This window comes from Serratia nematodiphila DZ0503SBS1 (assembly GCF_000738675.1).
GTDB classification, from domain to species: Bacteria; Pseudomonadota; Gammaproteobacteria; order Enterobacterales; family Enterobacteriaceae; genus Serratia; species Serratia nematodiphila.
In genome coordinates this window covers 1,929,226-1,944,475 of sequence record NZ_JPUX01000001.1, presented here as the reverse complement: position 1 = coordinate 1,944,475, position 15,250 = coordinate 1,929,226, and the positions used below count along the sequence as shown (strand labels likewise).

15 protein-coding genes are annotated in these 15,250 nt (G+C 55.0%); 2 read left to right on the top strand and 13 right to left on the bottom strand.

Going from position 1 to position 15,250, the window contains the following annotated elements:
- Window positions 1–391: 391 nt before the first annotated feature.
- Complete coding sequence (locus tag JL05_RS08900; protein WP_033632212.1) at window positions 392–1,612, top strand: CynX/NimT family MFS transporter; 1,221 nt, start codon at window positions 392–394, stop codon at window positions 1,610–1,612.
- Here JL05_RS08900 and JL05_RS25565 read toward each other — a convergent pair.
- The 3 genes from JL05_RS25565 to JL05_RS08895 all read right to left on the bottom strand — a co-directional run bounded on the left by JL05_RS25565 (window position 1,605) and on the right by JL05_RS08895 (window position 3,950).
- Complete coding sequence (locus tag JL05_RS25565; RefSeq protein WP_021505683.1) at window positions 1,605–1,772, bottom strand: hypothetical protein; 168 nt, start codon at window positions 1,770–1,772, stop codon at window positions 1,605–1,607. The genes JL05_RS08900 and JL05_RS25565 overlap by 8 nt on opposite strands.
- Window positions 1,773–1,795: 23 nt before the next feature.
- Window positions 1,796–1,909, bottom strand: a complete 114-nt coding sequence (locus JL05_RS24785; RefSeq protein ID WP_049232362.1) for a YmiA family putative membrane protein — start codon at window positions 1,907–1,909, stop codon at window positions 1,796–1,798.
- Window positions 1,910–2,297: 388 nt separating this feature from the next.
- A complete protein-coding gene (locus JL05_RS08895) occupies window positions 2,298–3,950 on the bottom strand; it encodes a multidrug ABC transporter permease/ATP-binding protein (protein ID WP_033633588.1) in 1,653 nt (550 codons plus the stop codon).
- Window positions 3,951–4,313: 363 nt separating this feature from the next.
- Between JL05_RS08895 and JL05_RS08890 the strand changes: the two genes are divergently transcribed.
- Window positions 4,314–4,865 carry a tyrosine-type DNA invertase gene (locus JL05_RS08890; protein WP_033632210.1) on the top strand — a complete coding sequence of 184 codons (552 nt, stop codon included), beginning with the start codon at window positions 4,314–4,316 and terminating at the stop codon, window positions 4,863–4,865.
- 221 nt (window positions 4,866–5,086) lie between these two features.
- Here the strand turns inward: JL05_RS08890 and JL05_RS08885 are convergent, their stop codons facing one another.
- The 10 genes from JL05_RS08885 to JL05_RS08840 all read right to left on the bottom strand — a co-directional run bounded on the left by JL05_RS08885 (window position 5,087) and on the right by JL05_RS08840 (window position 15,250).
- A complete protein-coding gene (locus JL05_RS08885; protein WP_033632209.1) occupies window positions 5,087–5,770 on the bottom strand; it encodes a LuxR C-terminal-related transcriptional regulator in 684 nt (227 codons plus the stop codon).
- A gap of 45 nt (window positions 5,771–5,815) precedes the next feature.
- A complete protein-coding gene (locus JL05_RS08880) occupies window positions 5,816–6,511 on the bottom strand; it encodes a LuxR C-terminal-related transcriptional regulator (RefSeq protein ID WP_033632208.1) in 696 nt (231 codons plus the stop codon).
- A 51-nt stretch (window positions 6,512–6,562) separates the two neighbouring features.
- Window positions 6,563–7,090 (bottom strand): fimbrial protein, encoded by a 528-nt coding sequence (locus JL05_RS08875; protein WP_033632207.1) that lies wholly within the window; start codon window positions 7,088–7,090, stop codon window positions 6,563–6,565.
- A 61-nt stretch (window positions 7,091–7,151) separates the two neighbouring features.
- On the bottom strand, window positions 7,152–8,213 hold the full coding sequence (locus tag JL05_RS08870) for a fimbrial protein (RefSeq protein ID WP_081877836.1): 1,062 nt from the start codon (window positions 8,211–8,213) through the stop codon (window positions 7,152–7,154).
- A gap of 7 nt (window positions 8,214–8,220) precedes the next feature.
- The gene (locus tag JL05_RS08865) at window positions 8,221–10,770 is read right to left on the bottom strand and encodes a fimbria/pilus outer membrane usher protein (protein ID WP_033632206.1); all 2,550 of its coding nucleotides are present in this window, start codon (window positions 10,768–10,770) and stop codon (window positions 8,221–8,223) included.
- A gap of 105 nt (window positions 10,771–10,875) precedes the next feature.
- Window positions 10,876–11,553, bottom strand: coding sequence for a fimbrial biogenesis chaperone (locus JL05_RS08860; protein WP_033632205.1), 678 nt, complete (start codon window positions 11,551–11,553; stop codon window positions 10,876–10,878).
- 97 nt (window positions 11,554–11,650) lie between these two features.
- Complete coding sequence (locus tag JL05_RS08855; protein ID WP_004931785.1) at window positions 11,651–12,172, bottom strand: fimbrial protein; 522 nt, start codon at window positions 12,170–12,172, stop codon at window positions 11,651–11,653.
- A 481-nt stretch (window positions 12,173–12,653) separates the two neighbouring features.
- Entirely contained in the window at window positions 12,654–13,202 is a 549-nt protein-coding gene (locus JL05_RS08850) for a tyrosine-type DNA invertase (protein ID WP_004931783.1), read from the bottom strand.
- Window positions 13,203–13,742: 540 nt separating this feature from the next.
- Complete coding sequence (locus tag JL05_RS08845) at window positions 13,743–13,985, bottom strand: acyl carrier protein (protein ID WP_033632204.1); 243 nt, start codon at window positions 13,983–13,985, stop codon at window positions 13,743–13,745.
- Window positions 13,986–13,996: 11 nt separating this feature from the next.
- Window positions 13,997–15,250 carry a beta-ketoacyl-[acyl-carrier-protein] synthase family protein gene (locus JL05_RS08840; protein ID WP_033632203.1) on the bottom strand — a complete coding sequence of 418 codons (1,254 nt, stop codon included), beginning with the start codon at window positions 15,248–15,250 and terminating at the stop codon, window positions 13,997–13,999.

The following is a 15,250-nucleotide window of genomic DNA, read 5'->3' as shown; positions in this document are numbered from 1 at the left end:
CCGTTTTAGCAAAAAAACCGCCAAAAAACCTTTCGAATCGAAACGGATCGAAAAGCCTAAAAGCGGAAGGGGGGAAAAGTGAAATGCCATGACGGGCGATACCCCCGGAGCGCTGAGGCGTGGGCTGCACGGAAAGCGAAAGCGGCGCATGGTGCGCCCCGCGCCATGACTTTTAGTTCACTCAGTGACCAGGATCACATAATGGCAATTATCCGTCGGCCGACGGGGATTAACCGCCACCATCCCGCCGGGCCGTACCCTTGTCAGCACGAGACATCTTCCCTACACTGGCGAACGGATACCGTCGATTTTCGGTACGTAAGCGTTAACGTCAATCAACGCATCACGCCATGCAGCACTGATTGACTGCATGCCCTGGTGCGAGGAACCCATGCCGCAACCCGCTTCACCCCCAGCGTCCACCGTGACCCCGCGTCGCCGGTTACACCGCCCTATTCTGCTGATCGTCGGCATTATGCTGATCGCGGCCAATTTGCGCGCCGCCCTGACCAGCGTCGGCCCGCTGCTGGAGCAGATCCAGCAACAGCTGGCGTTGTCCGCCACCGCCGCCGGCCTGATCAATTCGCTGCCACTGATCCTGTTCGCCATCCTCTCGCCATTGACCCCGGCGCTGGCGAAACGCATCGGTATCGAGCGTACCCTGGGCCTCGCCCTCGCGCTGCTGATCTGCGGCATCGCCCTGCGCTCCCTGCCGCAAGACGCCATGCTATGGCCGGGCAGCATCCTGATCGGCGCCGCCATCGCCTTCGCCAACGTGGTGCTGCCGACGCTGGTGAAAAGAGATTTCCCACATCGCGCCGCCGCGATGATCGCCGCCTATGCGGCGGTGATGTCGCTGGTTGCCGCCATCGCTTCCGGTTTGGCCGTGCCACTGGCTTCGCTGGCCGACCTTGGCTGGCGGTTCTCCTTGTTATGCTGGGGCTTGCCTGCGCTGTTGGCGCTGCTGGTGTGGTTGCCGCAGCTGCGGCGCTCCGCCACACCCGCCGCTAAAGAACCGCAGCCGACGGAGCCGCAACGCTATCGCTCTCCCTGGGGCAGCGCACTGGGTTGGCAAGTGGCGATGTTCATGGGGCTGCAATCGATCGCCTTCTACACCATCATCGGCTGGTTCAGCGCTTTTGCCGCCAGCCACGGCACCTCCGCTCAGCAGGCGGGTTTCGAACTGTTCGTTTACCAGGTGGTGGCGATCGTCGCCAACTTTGTCATGGTGGTGATTTTGCCGCGGGCGCGCGATCAGCGGGCGATAGCGTTGGGCAGCTCTCTGCTGATCTTCATCGGCGTCGGGGGATTATTGGTGCAACCCGCCAGTTCACTGGTGTGGCTGACGTTTGCCGGGTTGGGGGCGGGGAGCTCGCTGGTGCTGGCGCTGTCGTTCTTTGGATTGCGCAGTCAGCATCATCATCAGGCGACGCTGTTGTCGGGTATGGCGCAATCCGTCGGTTATCTGTTGGCGGCGCTGGGGCCCACCCTATTCGGCCTGCTGCACGATCTGACGGAAGGCTGGCGCTTGCCGTTGATCGCCCTGCTGGGCCTGACCGTCTTGCAAATGCTGTTCGGCGCGCTGGCCGGCCGCAGCCGCGTGATCAGCTAACGCTGCGGCGCAATGGGGGCCGCACGGGCTCAGAGTCGGTGTCCTGCCATAAATCATCAATAAAGGCGCGCTGCTCATCGCTCAGCACCCATGACGGCGGAATTTTGGACTGTGCGCGACGCTCAGCGCCCTCACGGTTTTTAGCCTGCTTTTTGTTCACGAATCGCCTTCCTGCTTAACCTGCTAACTCAGTAACCAGTAAATCACGGCGGCGGTTAACAGCCAGAACAGCCCGCTACCGATAAACACACACAGCCATGCTCTACGTTTGATATCCGATCCATCCTTGCTCACCACAGCGCCCCCAACCAATAGATTAAACCATTCAAACAACAATTATTGATCTGTTTTAACGATCGATAAGGTCGTTTTTTCCTATGGAAATTTAAAAAACAGCTGCTAGCCATAGACCTGCATCACCGCCTCAGTAAGAACGGCACCGTGGATATCACTGTTATCGGCAGGCGATAACTTGAATTGATAGGCGAACGAACGTGCAGTGTGCCATACCTTGAAAGGTCAAAATTAAACCACTGGTAAATAATTCAACCATCAATTACTTGACTGGTCATAAGCCAAATCGGCAACAGACAGCGCTGAAGGCGGGGGATAAAATGAAGCGACGCACTGGGATCATACGGAGAGAAGCACCGGCCCGCTTTGGTCTCGCTCGGGCCGGCGTGAGTTAACCGATTCTGCTGACGGAATCCCGGCTGGCGTGTTCACGCTCGCTGCCGGTCAGCTCACGTAAATGACCCGAGCGCATCTCAAGCAGCCGATCGGCATGTTCGAAATAGTGATCGTCATGGCTGATGGCAAACACCGTTTTGCCCAGCGCGCGCAGTTCTGGCAACAGCTCGCGATAGAAAATGCGCCGGAATTGCGGATCCTGATCCGCGGCCCATTCATCCAACAGCAAGATATCGCGCTGTTCCGCCACGGCCAGCAGCAAAGCCAGACGCTTGCGCTGCCCCTGCGACAGTTGCGGGTTGGTCACCCTGGCGCCGTCGAACTGCAGCTTGCTTTTCATATTCAACCGCTCGAGCCAGCCGGCGACCAGTTCCGCATCGGGTTCGCCGCCTTCCGGCCCTTGCAAACGATCGAACTGATGAAAATCGGTGAAAATCGCCGAAAACAGCCGACGATAGTCCGGCATATCCGCCGCGGTCTGCGCGACGCCATCCAGAACGATGTGCCCGCTTACCGGCCGGTACAACCCGGTCAACAGCATCGCCAGCGTTGACTTGCCGCTGCCGTTGCCGCCAATCAAAAAGATCAGCTCGCCACGCCGCAGCGTCAGATTAAGCGGCCCGACGGCAAAACCGGGTTGTTGCTCCGTATCGGCATAGTGAAAAACCACGTCGCGCAGCTCCAGCGTCTGCCAGGAACGGCCGGCGGCGGCAGGGAACGCCGGTTGGTACTCGGCCAGGCGCAGCGTCTTCAGCTTGTTGAAAGCGACTTCGGCGCTGACCAGCGTCGGAAACGCCCCGACCGCCTGCAGTAATGGCGTGCGCAAGAACAGCAGCGTCAGGGAATACGTGGCGGCCACCGCCGAGTTCGCCCATCCCAGGCTGTTAGCCATAAAGAACACCAGTCCGATCGCCCCCAACATCATGATATTTGACCAGTTGAGCGCACTCAGATGGAAGGTATCGGCGCGAATGATATGGTGGCGGTAAGCTTGCGCATCGGGTTGATAGGTCTGTTCGTACAGCGCCTGCGCTCGCTTGCGGTTTAACGTCAGTTCCTTGCGACCGTCAATCACCGATTCGTAATGATGATAGAGGCGCTCTTCCGACTCGCGCAAACTGGCCATATGGCGATAAACCCGCGAGACCAGGCAACCGCTGCCCACCACGGTGACGGCGACCCAAACCGCCGTCACCGCCAGCATTTTCGGTGATAGCCACCCCAGATAGGCCGCCGACCCCAGTGTTAAAATCACCCCTTGCACCAGTTCGGGCAAGCGCACGAAGGCGACGGTGATATTGCGGACATCGCTGGAGAGACTGGCCAACAATGAGGCGCTGCCTAACTGTTCAAGGCGTTCAATATCGGTATCCAGGATGCGCTTCACTAACTGCCCGCGCAGGCGGTAGACGAAGTAATGGCCCAATGTCGTCAGCGCCAATTGCGATCCCAGCGTGACCGCCATCAGCAATGCCAGCAGAGTGAGAAACATCGGCAGCACAGCCAATGCATCGCCGCCGGCGTCCATCAGGTATTGATTGATAAACGCAATGATACCGATACCCAAGCCGGCGCTGGTCATGGTCAATGCCATAACCGCCAGAAATGGCCAACGATACTGGTGATAAACCACCCGTAGCAGTTCCATGAAAAAACCTCTGAAGTCGCGATCTGGCAGGCATTGTAAGCGGCGCGAGAATGAGATCAAGACGAATTCTCATCACAGTTTATTGAGCACTGGTCGGGGAGAGGCGTTGCCGCCTGACGGCGGCCAATTCGCAGCATCGTTCGCTCTGGACGCTATATATTCGCCAATTAAATAAGCTGCTAAAGAAAATAGATCTATAAAATCAAAATTCATTCACTAAAAAAATAAAAAAAACAAAAAGATAAAATAAACCCATGAATTCAAAAATAAAATCATTTATTTCCTTTGCTGCCTATTATGTTCCAATGCTTTAATAAAACTTCATGATGGAAATCGCCAGTACCAGATACGCAGGAAAGGAAAATGAAAAAAAGGAAATTCCTTAGCCAGATTGAAATTGAACAACTGATTGCCGCCGTGCATGAGGGTAAAAATAGCATTCGAGATCGTTGTTTACTATTAATGTGCTTCATTCACGGCTTGCGGGTGAGCGAACTGCGATCATTACGCCTGCAAGATATTGATCTTGCCTCCCATCGGATCCATATATCTCGGCTAAAGAATGGTTTTTCCGTTCAGCACCCCATTCAGCCGCGAGAACGACAGGCGCTGTTAAACTGGCTGGCCCAGCGGGCGAACTATCCTGACGCCAATTCCCCATGGTTATTTCTGTCGCGCCACGGCGGGCAAATTTCACGTCAGCAACTGTATCGCCTAATGAGAATGTACGGTGAAATGGCCGGTATTAGCGTTCAGGTTCATCCTCACATGCTGCGACACTCCTGCGGTTACGCGCTTGCAGATAACGGGGTCGATACGCGCTTGATTCAGGATTATTTAGGGCACAAAAATATCCAGAATACGGTGATCTACACCGCAACCAATGTAGAGCGATTCCGCACGATCAGCATTTAATCTTACGATGGAAATAACGGTGCAGGCGCTCATCTTCTTTTAACATGCGCATCGAGTAAGGTAAAAAATATCGGATGGGAAAATGCAGCCCGGCACGCCAACAACGGTCTAATTCAGCACTATTCCAACGCCGAGCTGCTTTCATCCACCCGCCCAGGGGAACACTTGTTTGATTGTTTTTTCAACGCCTATGCTACCTGCTTATACCCTGTCATTAACGATTAAGTCCCCTTTGACCACTTCCCGCCAAATTGTCGCGTAATATTGCCGTGCAATGAAAACAGTTCGCTGTCATTCTTCACCTGCAGTTTGCGCATGGCGCTACATTTATGCGCGCTGATCGTCTTGATGCTGCGGCGTTGCAATTCGGCAATTTGCCGCAGGCTCATGCCGTTGAACAAAAAGGCCAACACATCAGTCTCGCAGCGAGTCAGCTTTCGGGTGAACACCTCATCTCCGCTAACCGAGGGTGCCAGAAAAGTCCCTATCTGTGGGCTCAACACTCGCTCCCCAAGCAAGACCCGATTAAAAAACTCCGCCACCAGCGGTAAAGCGTCATCTCTGGCGACGATGCTGACATTGGGCTGAGGCAACAATCGCCCTAACTCTTCTGCATTACGGCAACGGGTATAGGCAATCACCCGTAATTCGGGCAGTTGCGTGCACAGGGCCAGCAACGCTTCCCTGCCCTGAGCCACCGTTTCATCGTCACCGTCCAGTTCGGTAATCAGCACGTCGGCCTGCTGATAGACCACGCTATCCACCACGGCACGTACGCTGGTTTCCTTTACGACGACTTTTACCTGGGTTGGCAGCGTTTTTAAAAAACTGGCCAACCCTTCCAGCGTCAATGGACATCTGTCCATTAATGCTATGTTCAGCGGTTGCTGACGCCATAAATGCATAATCTACTCCTATGCTTGCTTACCCGAGAGGCATCGTACGCTTGCCTAGCGAACCAAGGATGAACCTTGCGCAGCCATCCATTTCCCCTGAAGATACAGTTCCCCATCGCTGTGAAACCCCAGCTTCAACATCGCATTGCGTTTATGGGTGCTGACGGTGCGGATATCACGGCACATTGTCAGCGCCACGCTGGTCACGCTCTTACCGGAAAACAGTTGGGTCAACACATCCAGTTCCTTCGCCGTCAGCGGCTTATCGGCGCCAGCCTCATGCAATTGACGTTGGCGTACCCGGTGGCTGAAGCTGCAACTGCCTGTCAGGACTTGCTGAACACAGTGGGTCAATGCAATAGCCGGTTCCTGCTTCAGCATCAGGCCGCGAATACCGGAAGCGATGAGCTGCCGCAACAGCCTCGGTTCATCCAATGCCGTACAAATGACAATCGCGGTGTCCGGCGAGTTTTCCCGCACCTCGGCGATCAGCTTGAATCCCTCCAATACCGACTCTGATTGACCACACAGCTCCATCACCAATAAGCGATGCACATGCTGAGTGAATAAGGTTCTCAATGCCACCAGGTTCGTCACCTGCCGAACGTTGTCGGGCTGCAGGCCGCAGGACTCAATCAAGCGATTTCTCATCCCCAACGCAGTGATAAGGCAGGGCTCCATGATGGCCACGGCCCCCGTCGTTGCCTTACCGGCCGCCAAAGTCGTTGCAGAAGAATAATTACTATTCATATCATCACCTTAAATCTGTCTTTAGCATTCCATTGAGGACGGTCTCTTTGCCTATTGATAGACAAAAGTGACTTGCAGAGCGCCGTCTATCGAACCTGGCGTCGAACCACCATGGGTGCTGTACGCCCGCGCCCGCAAATTGAATTTGGCTTCATGCGTCGCCTGGTTAACTGGCTGGGTCATGTTCTTGCCATTGCCCAGGTTTGCTCCCTGGTTGTTTTGCAATTCAATTTGTACCCGGCGAGCACTGCCGGTGCTTTTGTATAAGCTGGCGCTTTCCTCAGCGGCCGTCCCGCTGAAGGTCGCGACAACCGATGTGGTGGTGCTCGGGCAGTTTTTTAACGTCAGAGGGAATTCTACCCAGGGACTAAAAGCGCCGGACGTAGCCAGGGTCGCAGCGGAAATATCATTTCCCAAATTGACCGAAATCGTGCCGTTCGCGCCGTCGATTTCACAAGGTGCCGCTTTGATGTTGCCGGTAATCACTATTTTCGATACCGCGTGTACCATCGGGCTAGCCAAAAAAAACAGGCTGGCCAGCGCCAATGTGCAACCAAGACCGCCAAAAACCTTCTTCATCCTTTGCTCCTTCTCGTTAAACGCTGAGGCCTGCCCGGCCCACTACCGTTGAAATATCCGTTTATTGGATTTCTGCCTGAATGGTTGCCGTGGCATTGAACTGCCCTACTGAAGGAGCTTGCCCGGTGGTGTTGATCGGATATACGCTGATCCGTGAGCTGCCGCTCTGGTTGGGGTATTGGAAGTTATCGATCGGCAAGCGACCGCTCTGAGGCCGAATCACATTGCCCTGCATATCCTTAATCATTACGCCAATGTCGCGATTACTGGTCTTCAGCGCCTCGGGCATGCTGCCGTCCGCCTCACCGCGAAATGACAGACTGACCTTGACACCGGCAGAAATATTGCGGCAGGCCAGCGTCAACGTTCTCTCCTCTGGAGTAAAACCGGGCGGCATAGCACCCTTGGTTTGGATATTCGACGTCAAGATATCGCCAAAATCGACCGTGACCGTTTGCGGGCTGATTTCACAGCTCTGCGGCACGGTGACGGTGCCGCTCATTGATATCGTGGAAACCGGCACATCGCTTTTCACCCCACTCACCACGGAGACGTAGGTGTCCACCAGGCGAGTGCTGGGGATTGTGGTCACACCCACGAAAGGGCGGCGGAAATACAGATGAATTCGCCCATGAGCGCCACTGTTGTAGGGCGTGCTGGCACAGGATTCGTCATCACCATTCATATCGGTCTTAAAGTTAGACTCATTGGTGAACGGTGCGGCAATAAACTCATTGCGATACCCCGCCACGAAAACTTCACTGGCCACGCCCAGGTATTCATTCAATGCGTAGTACGTTAATCCCCCGTTGCTGAATACCGGCTCACTCAGCAGCATTTTGGCGGTGACATAAGACGCCGTACGCGCCTGACACTCGCACCTCACCCGATAAGAGCCGGACAGGTTCCAGTTACCGCCGTCAGCATTCCTAATAATCCGTCCCACTACGTTTTGCGACGGATCGGTTAAAACCGGGGAAAAAAGGAATGAAAACCCATGGGTCCCCGAAATAGGGACACACTGCCCGAAAGCCGCCTGCGCCAGTGGTGCGCCCAACGTTGCGCACGCCAATAGCCCGCCGACGATGATCCCTCGTTGAATCGATATTCCTGTCGCCATCATATGCACCTTATAAACACTGCCCGTTAACGAGGCGAATCCCACCGCCCTCGGGCTGATTAGCCAATTGATAGTTGGCCTGACATTGCTGAGCCGCGTCATTGCCCCACTTAACCTGCAATCGCCCGCTCTCCGCCAGCCCGGCCAGATAAACCTGGCCGCCATCGCCGACGATGGCGGCATTGTCAGAGGGGCTGTTGAGAGTGCTGACGGTGGCACCGAATGGCACCGGATTGCCACTGCGCGTCAGCAAGGTCAGCAACACGCGGGCACCGACGTCCGGATTGAAACGGGCACGCACCACGGCGCCGCGGGTTGGGATCACCGTTTGGCTGCTCAGCGTCATGTCGACGTCATCGGCGAAAGATTCACCGTCCAATCCGACGATATTGCGCCGATAAGGCGTCAGGTAAGGTACAACCGCATAACCGCGCCAGTCGGTGCTGACCCCGGTCTGGTTCAGGACATCAACCCCCGCGGCACCGGGCGCCTGCACCAACGCCACCGTATCGCCCAACGGCTGCGACAGCGTAACGCCGTTTTGGTGCACCAGAACGCCGCCCTGCACGCCGTAGTTCACCTGCTGCCGATGGCGATCGTAGTCATAACCCAGGTTCCACTCGGCGAGGGCGCCTTTATAATCCGCCTGAATATTGCCGTTCGCCCCTACGCCCCGGCCGGTATAGCCCTGGCTGATGCTGTAGTTCAGGTTGTTGCCCGGCAGGGCAGTACCGCTCAATCCAAGGTTGTTGCTGGTGGCGCCATTGCGGCTGGTGTTCATGTTGTAGGTGGCATAGCTGCCTGGCAGCCATTTGCTGAGCGGCACGCTGACGTTGAAAGCCACGATATGGTCACGGATGTTGCTTCGATTGCCGTTACTGTCGTAGCCGTTCTGGTTGAAGGTGTAATTCAGCCCGTAACTGACAGCTTCCCAGCTGTTGTTGTAACTGAGGGTGACCGATTGCGAGCGGCGATTGTCGTCCCAGTAGTCTTCGTTAAACAGGCTGAGCGACAGCGTTCCCCCCAAATCCCACAGGCTCTGGCTCATCGTCAGCTCGGCACGGCTCTTCTTGTGATCGTTATAGATAGCACTGTTGCCGCCGTAACTCTCCAGCGCCTCTTGCAGGTTATAAAAACCGCGCGTGGAGTAGCGGTAGCTGGCCAAGCTGAAGTTGGTGCCGGTCTCAATGAAGTTTTTACCGTAGCGTAGGCGCCATGACTGCCCCTGTTCCTTCGGCCGGGTTTCCTGTTTGGTCCAGGCTTGGGTGACATCGGCAGACAGCGCGCCCATCGCCCCCAAGTTCTGCCCCCAGCCCCACGCCAGAGACTGATATTTACTGGCCGCCTGCACGCCGCCATACAACGTGGCCCCCCATGGCAGACCGTAGATCCCGGTTGCCTGGCTGAACGGGCGTTCATCAACGCCGCCGCTGTATGAACGGTATTTCCCGCTGGTCAGGCTGTATTTAAACCGCCCTTCGCGCTGCAATACCGGCACCACGGCGTAAGGCACCACAAAATGCTGCTCCTGGCCATCAGCCTCACGCACGTTCACATTCAGGTCGCCGCTGCCGCCCGTGGGATACAGATCGGTAATTTCAAATGCCCCCGGCGGCACATAGCTTTGATAAATCACGTAACCGTTTTGCCGGATGACTATTTGCGCATTAGTGCGTGCGATCCCGCGTACTACCGGCGAGTACCCTTTCATGCTGTCCGGCAGGATGTCGTCCTCAGAGGCCAACTGCCCACCGCGGAACTGCACGCTGTCGAATACATCGCTGGACGTCGCGCTGTCCCCCAGGGTCAGGCGGCTTTGCAACGCAACGATATCGCGCTGCAGGTAGGTATTGATTGAGCGCCAGGAAGAAGAGCCGCCGGTGTAATGATTCCAGATCGAATAGTTCCGCAGGCGCCAGGCCCCCCAGTTGATGCCCGAACGCAGATTGAGATAATAGTTATTATTGTTTTGCCGTTCGCTGTCGCGCATATGGCTATTAGCGCCGCTGAAGTTGTAATTGACCAACAGCGCCGGTATGCCGGAATCCCATTTATCCGGGGAAACGTAGTCGCGCGCATTCAAGCGCAACGCCGCCTGTGGAATACTCAAATTCAGCCTCAGCTGATTGAACAAGAATACCGCAGAGGCCTGTGGAATGGCCTGCGCAAGGTTGACGCAGCTATCCCCAGGCACCATCGCCGGGAACATAGCAACCCTGACGCCCAATTCAGCCAATTTTTCCGTTCTGAAACAAGGCTGTAGCGCTTGCTTACCGCCGACTCCCGGCATAAGCCGGAACTCGACGTCAAGGCTGTCGATCTGTTCGCCATTCAGGTAAAGATCGACCCGATAGCTCCCGGGCGCCTGGCTGCTGTTCTCCTCAAACACGGAGAGATCGGCGCCTCGCAGCGCCGGATTATCAATTTCCAGCAACGCCGGGTTGAAATAATCGCGAGCATAAGCCGTGCCGATCGGGCTCAGCAGCGCCACCTGGCAAGACATCAGGCCGGCAAGAACCGATCGCGCTCCTGGTAAACCAATGCAATTCGGGTTATTCATCCTTTTAACTCCCTGTCCCGATTGGCTCGGCCCGACGAAAAATCAGGTAAGCCGAACCCCTGCTCCAGCGTTATCCCAGAGCAAAAAATACGCACCGCTGCCCGGTTATAACGTGCTGGTGAAGTTCTGGCCGGTGCCGCCATAGTCGTTAATGATTTGCCAGCTCAGGCTGCCACCTGCACCGCTCGCCGTCGGCAGCGGGAAACTGGCGCTCGCCTGCGGCGCTACCATGGTGTTGCCGGTGATGGCGTGGCCATTCAGCTTCAAATTGAAAAAGGTGAGGTAGTAGGGAGAAGGGTTGGTCACCTGCAGACGATCGCCACTGCGCCGCCACGTCACTTTACCGGCCGCCTCCTCCAGATTGCCGGCGAGCCCCTGCGGGCGGTAAATCAACTTGATGCGGGTCTTGATGGCGATCTGCAACGTGTTTTCTTTCTTTTCCACCGAAGGGATCGCCTTCACATTCAGCCAATACAGCGACTCTCTGTCCGTCGGTAAATTGCCACCTGCGCGCACCACGCGCAGCAGGTTATTTTGGCCGCCGTCTAAACGAAATAGCGGCGGCGTGATGATAAAAGGCGCTTTCGCGCTATCGCCTTCTTGCGCATCGACCCAGGATTGGATCAGATAAGGCACCGCATCCGGATTACTGATATTCAGAGCAGACTCTTTTTTACCGCCGTCGTAGATGAGGCGCGTTCCACCCACTACCACGCCGGCCTGTACCGGAGCCCAAAGCGTCATCAACAACGCCGCCGTCAGCGCAAAGTATCCTGCTTTCATTCTCTTTCTTCCCGTTTCCATCACCGATGAATAAGAGCCAGAGGACACGCTCTCTGGCTCATTTTTCTAGCTGTTCCGCCGCCGTAACGGCATGGCCTTACTGATAAACGATGGTGAAGTTGGCCGTAGCGTTGGCACTACCGACGGAAACGTTGTCATAAGCGAAATAACGCGCGACAAAGCCCAGAACGTTGTCTTTGTTCTCTGCCAGCGTATAGACGCGGGAATCGTTACCGATATTTAACACGTTGCTGCCGTCGTCCAGCAGCTGCACGCCAATACCGCCCGCGACCCCGGCAGTGCCGGCGCCGGTCAGTTGCAACAGCCCGGACTGCCCCTGAACCTGGGTGCCGTCAAAACGCACGGTGGCGCCGGTGACAGTGGCCGGGCAATTTTTCAGCACCAGATTGAACGCCTTGGCGCCGGCGGTTTTAGACAGGGTGAAGGCATCTTTGGCGATCTTGCCCAAAGCGACCTGCTTGTTTTGGGAATCCGGATCGACAGTGCAAGACTGATCGGTAATGGTGCCAGTGATATTCAGCGCGCCGTCAGCAGCAAATGCAGAGGGGATAAATGCGGACGCAGTCAGTACAGCTACAGCCAACAGATTCTTTTTCATCCTACTTTCCTTAAAATTATGCAAAATATGCATGGGTTTATTTCCGACATATCCTTAATGTCATTCCTTTTATTTAGTTCCATGAATACGGAGGGCTTTAGCCAGACTGATTAATGGCACCAAGCTCATTCATCCAAACGATTCATTTTGAACTAAAGTGACTCCTTTGGTTTTTAAAACCAAAAAACGTTAATTTATCGGAATTAAAAACCAATAGAGTGGTGAATGACTGACAAATCAGACTAAAAAACCAAGGTGTTAGCTCAATGATTTAAAGCCGTGGAACTTTGATTAGGATTTTACTTAGAATCAGAGGGAGGGGCATGACACGCAATTAAATCGCAACATACTGTTTTTTAATTAAATTACCCTTTAAACAGGAAAGGAGGCATGGGAATATTGACATTGTTTTTACGCGTCCTTACAGTATGTTTCAGTTTAGTTCAAAGTGACTCCTTAACGTTATTAACTTAAATCATACTTACCAAATTTCCTTAAAGCGCTGCGCATTGCTGGCGGTATAAATCACCGTATTCTGGATATTTCGGTGCCCGAGGTAATCCTGAATTAAACGGGTATCGATACCGCGGTCCGCCAATGCAAATCCACAGCCATGCCGCAGCATATGTGGGTGAGCGTTGACCTCCAATTTGGCCGCCTTGCTGTAATGGCGAATCAACCCGTAAATCCGTTGACGCGACAGACGGCCGCCGCGGTTGGAAAGGAACAGCCACTCCCGATCGGCCCAGCGGTGCCGCTGACGCTTATCCAACCAGCGCCGCAGACATTGTCTTTCGCGCAGATAGAGCGGATGCACGGTGGAAAAGCCATTTTTCAACCGATGCACATAGATATTACCGCCCTCCAGATCGATATCCGACAAACGCCATCCCCCTATTTCACTGGCGCGACACCCATGAATAAAACACATGTAAATCAAACAATAATCGCGTTCTGGATTCTTTCCATGCAGCGTGACCTCAAGCAGTCTCTCCACTTCGGAAGGCGTCAGATGTTTACGATTAGACATACAACCTCATTACTTTGAGAGGAAAAATGTGGCTGTCATTTTCCTTTTACATCACCACAATGGACACTCAGGGTAGCCCCTGGCTTATGGATAGGTTCCTGCATCCAGCGCGGAGTATAGCGGATTTGCCGAATGCGAACAGCGCGACAGGTGTTATTATCACCGGCGCCTGCCGCCCCTGTGAGGCGCTATTGTGAATGGGTTCCGCAGATCCCCGGTATTATCACCGCGCAGTCCCCTGTTTGCTTTAGCTTGCATTATCACTACCGGGCACGATGTAGAGTAAGATTGATAAATTAACCGGCAAAACAAAGAATATTCCTAAAAAAACATCGCCATGTCATTAACACTCGCCATTAATAACACCGCCAAAATGCGAATAAAAAACCACCACAGGTTCATATTAACCTGACGAATAAGCATTAATAATTATGGATATCGATAACAGAGTGAAACAGGAAGGGTGAGAATGAAATAGCAGTCACAACAGACGAAAAACCCAGGCTTTACCTCAACAAGCGATCGCCTGGGGGGATGAAATTATTGACGGATTATCACGTGGCACAATTCGCCGAGGGTCAACTCAGGATGCTCGATCAGCATTTCCGCAGTGAGCGTAATGCCGAATTCTCGCCGAACCAACAACATCAGCTCCATATAATCCAGGCTGTCCAGTCCAAGCTGCTGTAGCGGCATATCCGCCGACAGCATCGTTCTCTCCAGCCCTCTGGCTTCATGCAACAGGCCGCAAATCGCCTCATATAACCGATGATATTTGTCCATACGTTCTAACGTTATCCACAGTGATTGCCAAATATCAGCGCCGCATTGGCGCCGCCGAAACCGAAGCTGAGGCTCATGACATTACGCAGACGACCGTGCCGATGCCCTTCGCGAATATAATCAAGATCGCATTCGGGATCGGTCTCGTGCAAATGGCAGGTTGCCGGCATCATTTGTTGCTGTAATGCTTGCAGGCAGACGATGGCCTCAAAGCTGCCGGATGCGCCAAGCAGGTGCCCGGTATAGGATTTCGTGCTGGAAATCGGGATGCGATAAGCATCGCGTCCCAGCGCCGCCTTGATCGCCTGGGTTTCGCTCACATCGTTTTGCAGCGTAGAGGTGCCATGCGCATTGATATAGTCGATTTCATGGCTGCCGAGCCCCGCCTGCTCCAAGGCCCGCCGTAGGGTTTTCACCTTAGTCTGAGGATCCTTCGACGGCGCGGTAAGATCGGAAGCGTCTGAAAAATTGCCGTACCCTTTGATCTCCCCCAGGATCGTCGCACCGCGCGCTAAAGCCGCATCCCGTTCCTCAAGGCATAATACGGCGGCACCTTCCGCCAGGACAAAACCGTTGCGTTCCCGGCTAAACGGGCAACTGGCTTTAGTGATATCCTTCTGCTCCCGGCTCAACAAACGCAACGCATCCATATTCCAGATTGCGCCGTTGCCGCGCAACGACTCCGAGGCGCCGGCCAGCATCATTGAAGCGCGACCGCTGCGTATCACCTCAAACGCATCGCCAATCGCGATGCCGCCGGTCGCGCAGGCCGCCGCCGGCGAGCCTTGATAGCCCCGCAGCAACCAATGCTGGCTACATATGGCGGTCGCGATATTGGGCATCGCGTGAAAACAGCCAAACAGCTGCCCCAGCCCGGATTGCAGATAGTCCGCATTGTTTTGCATGATCTCATCCTGGCCGCCCCAGCCGCTGCCGATAATCGCCCCGCACTCCAACGACGAATAAAAGTGCGTGGGCCCAACAAAACTGGATGAAAACGCCATTTCGATCGCCTCCGCGGCTGCGGCAAGCGCCAACCTGGCGAATCTGGGCAAGCGGCGGCTTACCCGCGCGGCAACGCCCTCCAGCGGTGGTTCAGACTCCAGCAAAGCAAAAAAGCGCGCGTGGATCCCCGCCGCCGATTTATCGTGATAACGATAGGCCAGGCGGCTGGCCATGATAGCCTGCCAGTTTTGCTGCACGTTGCCTCCCAGCGCGGTGACGGCACCGTAACCGGTGACCACCACTCGCCTTATTTTCTCCAT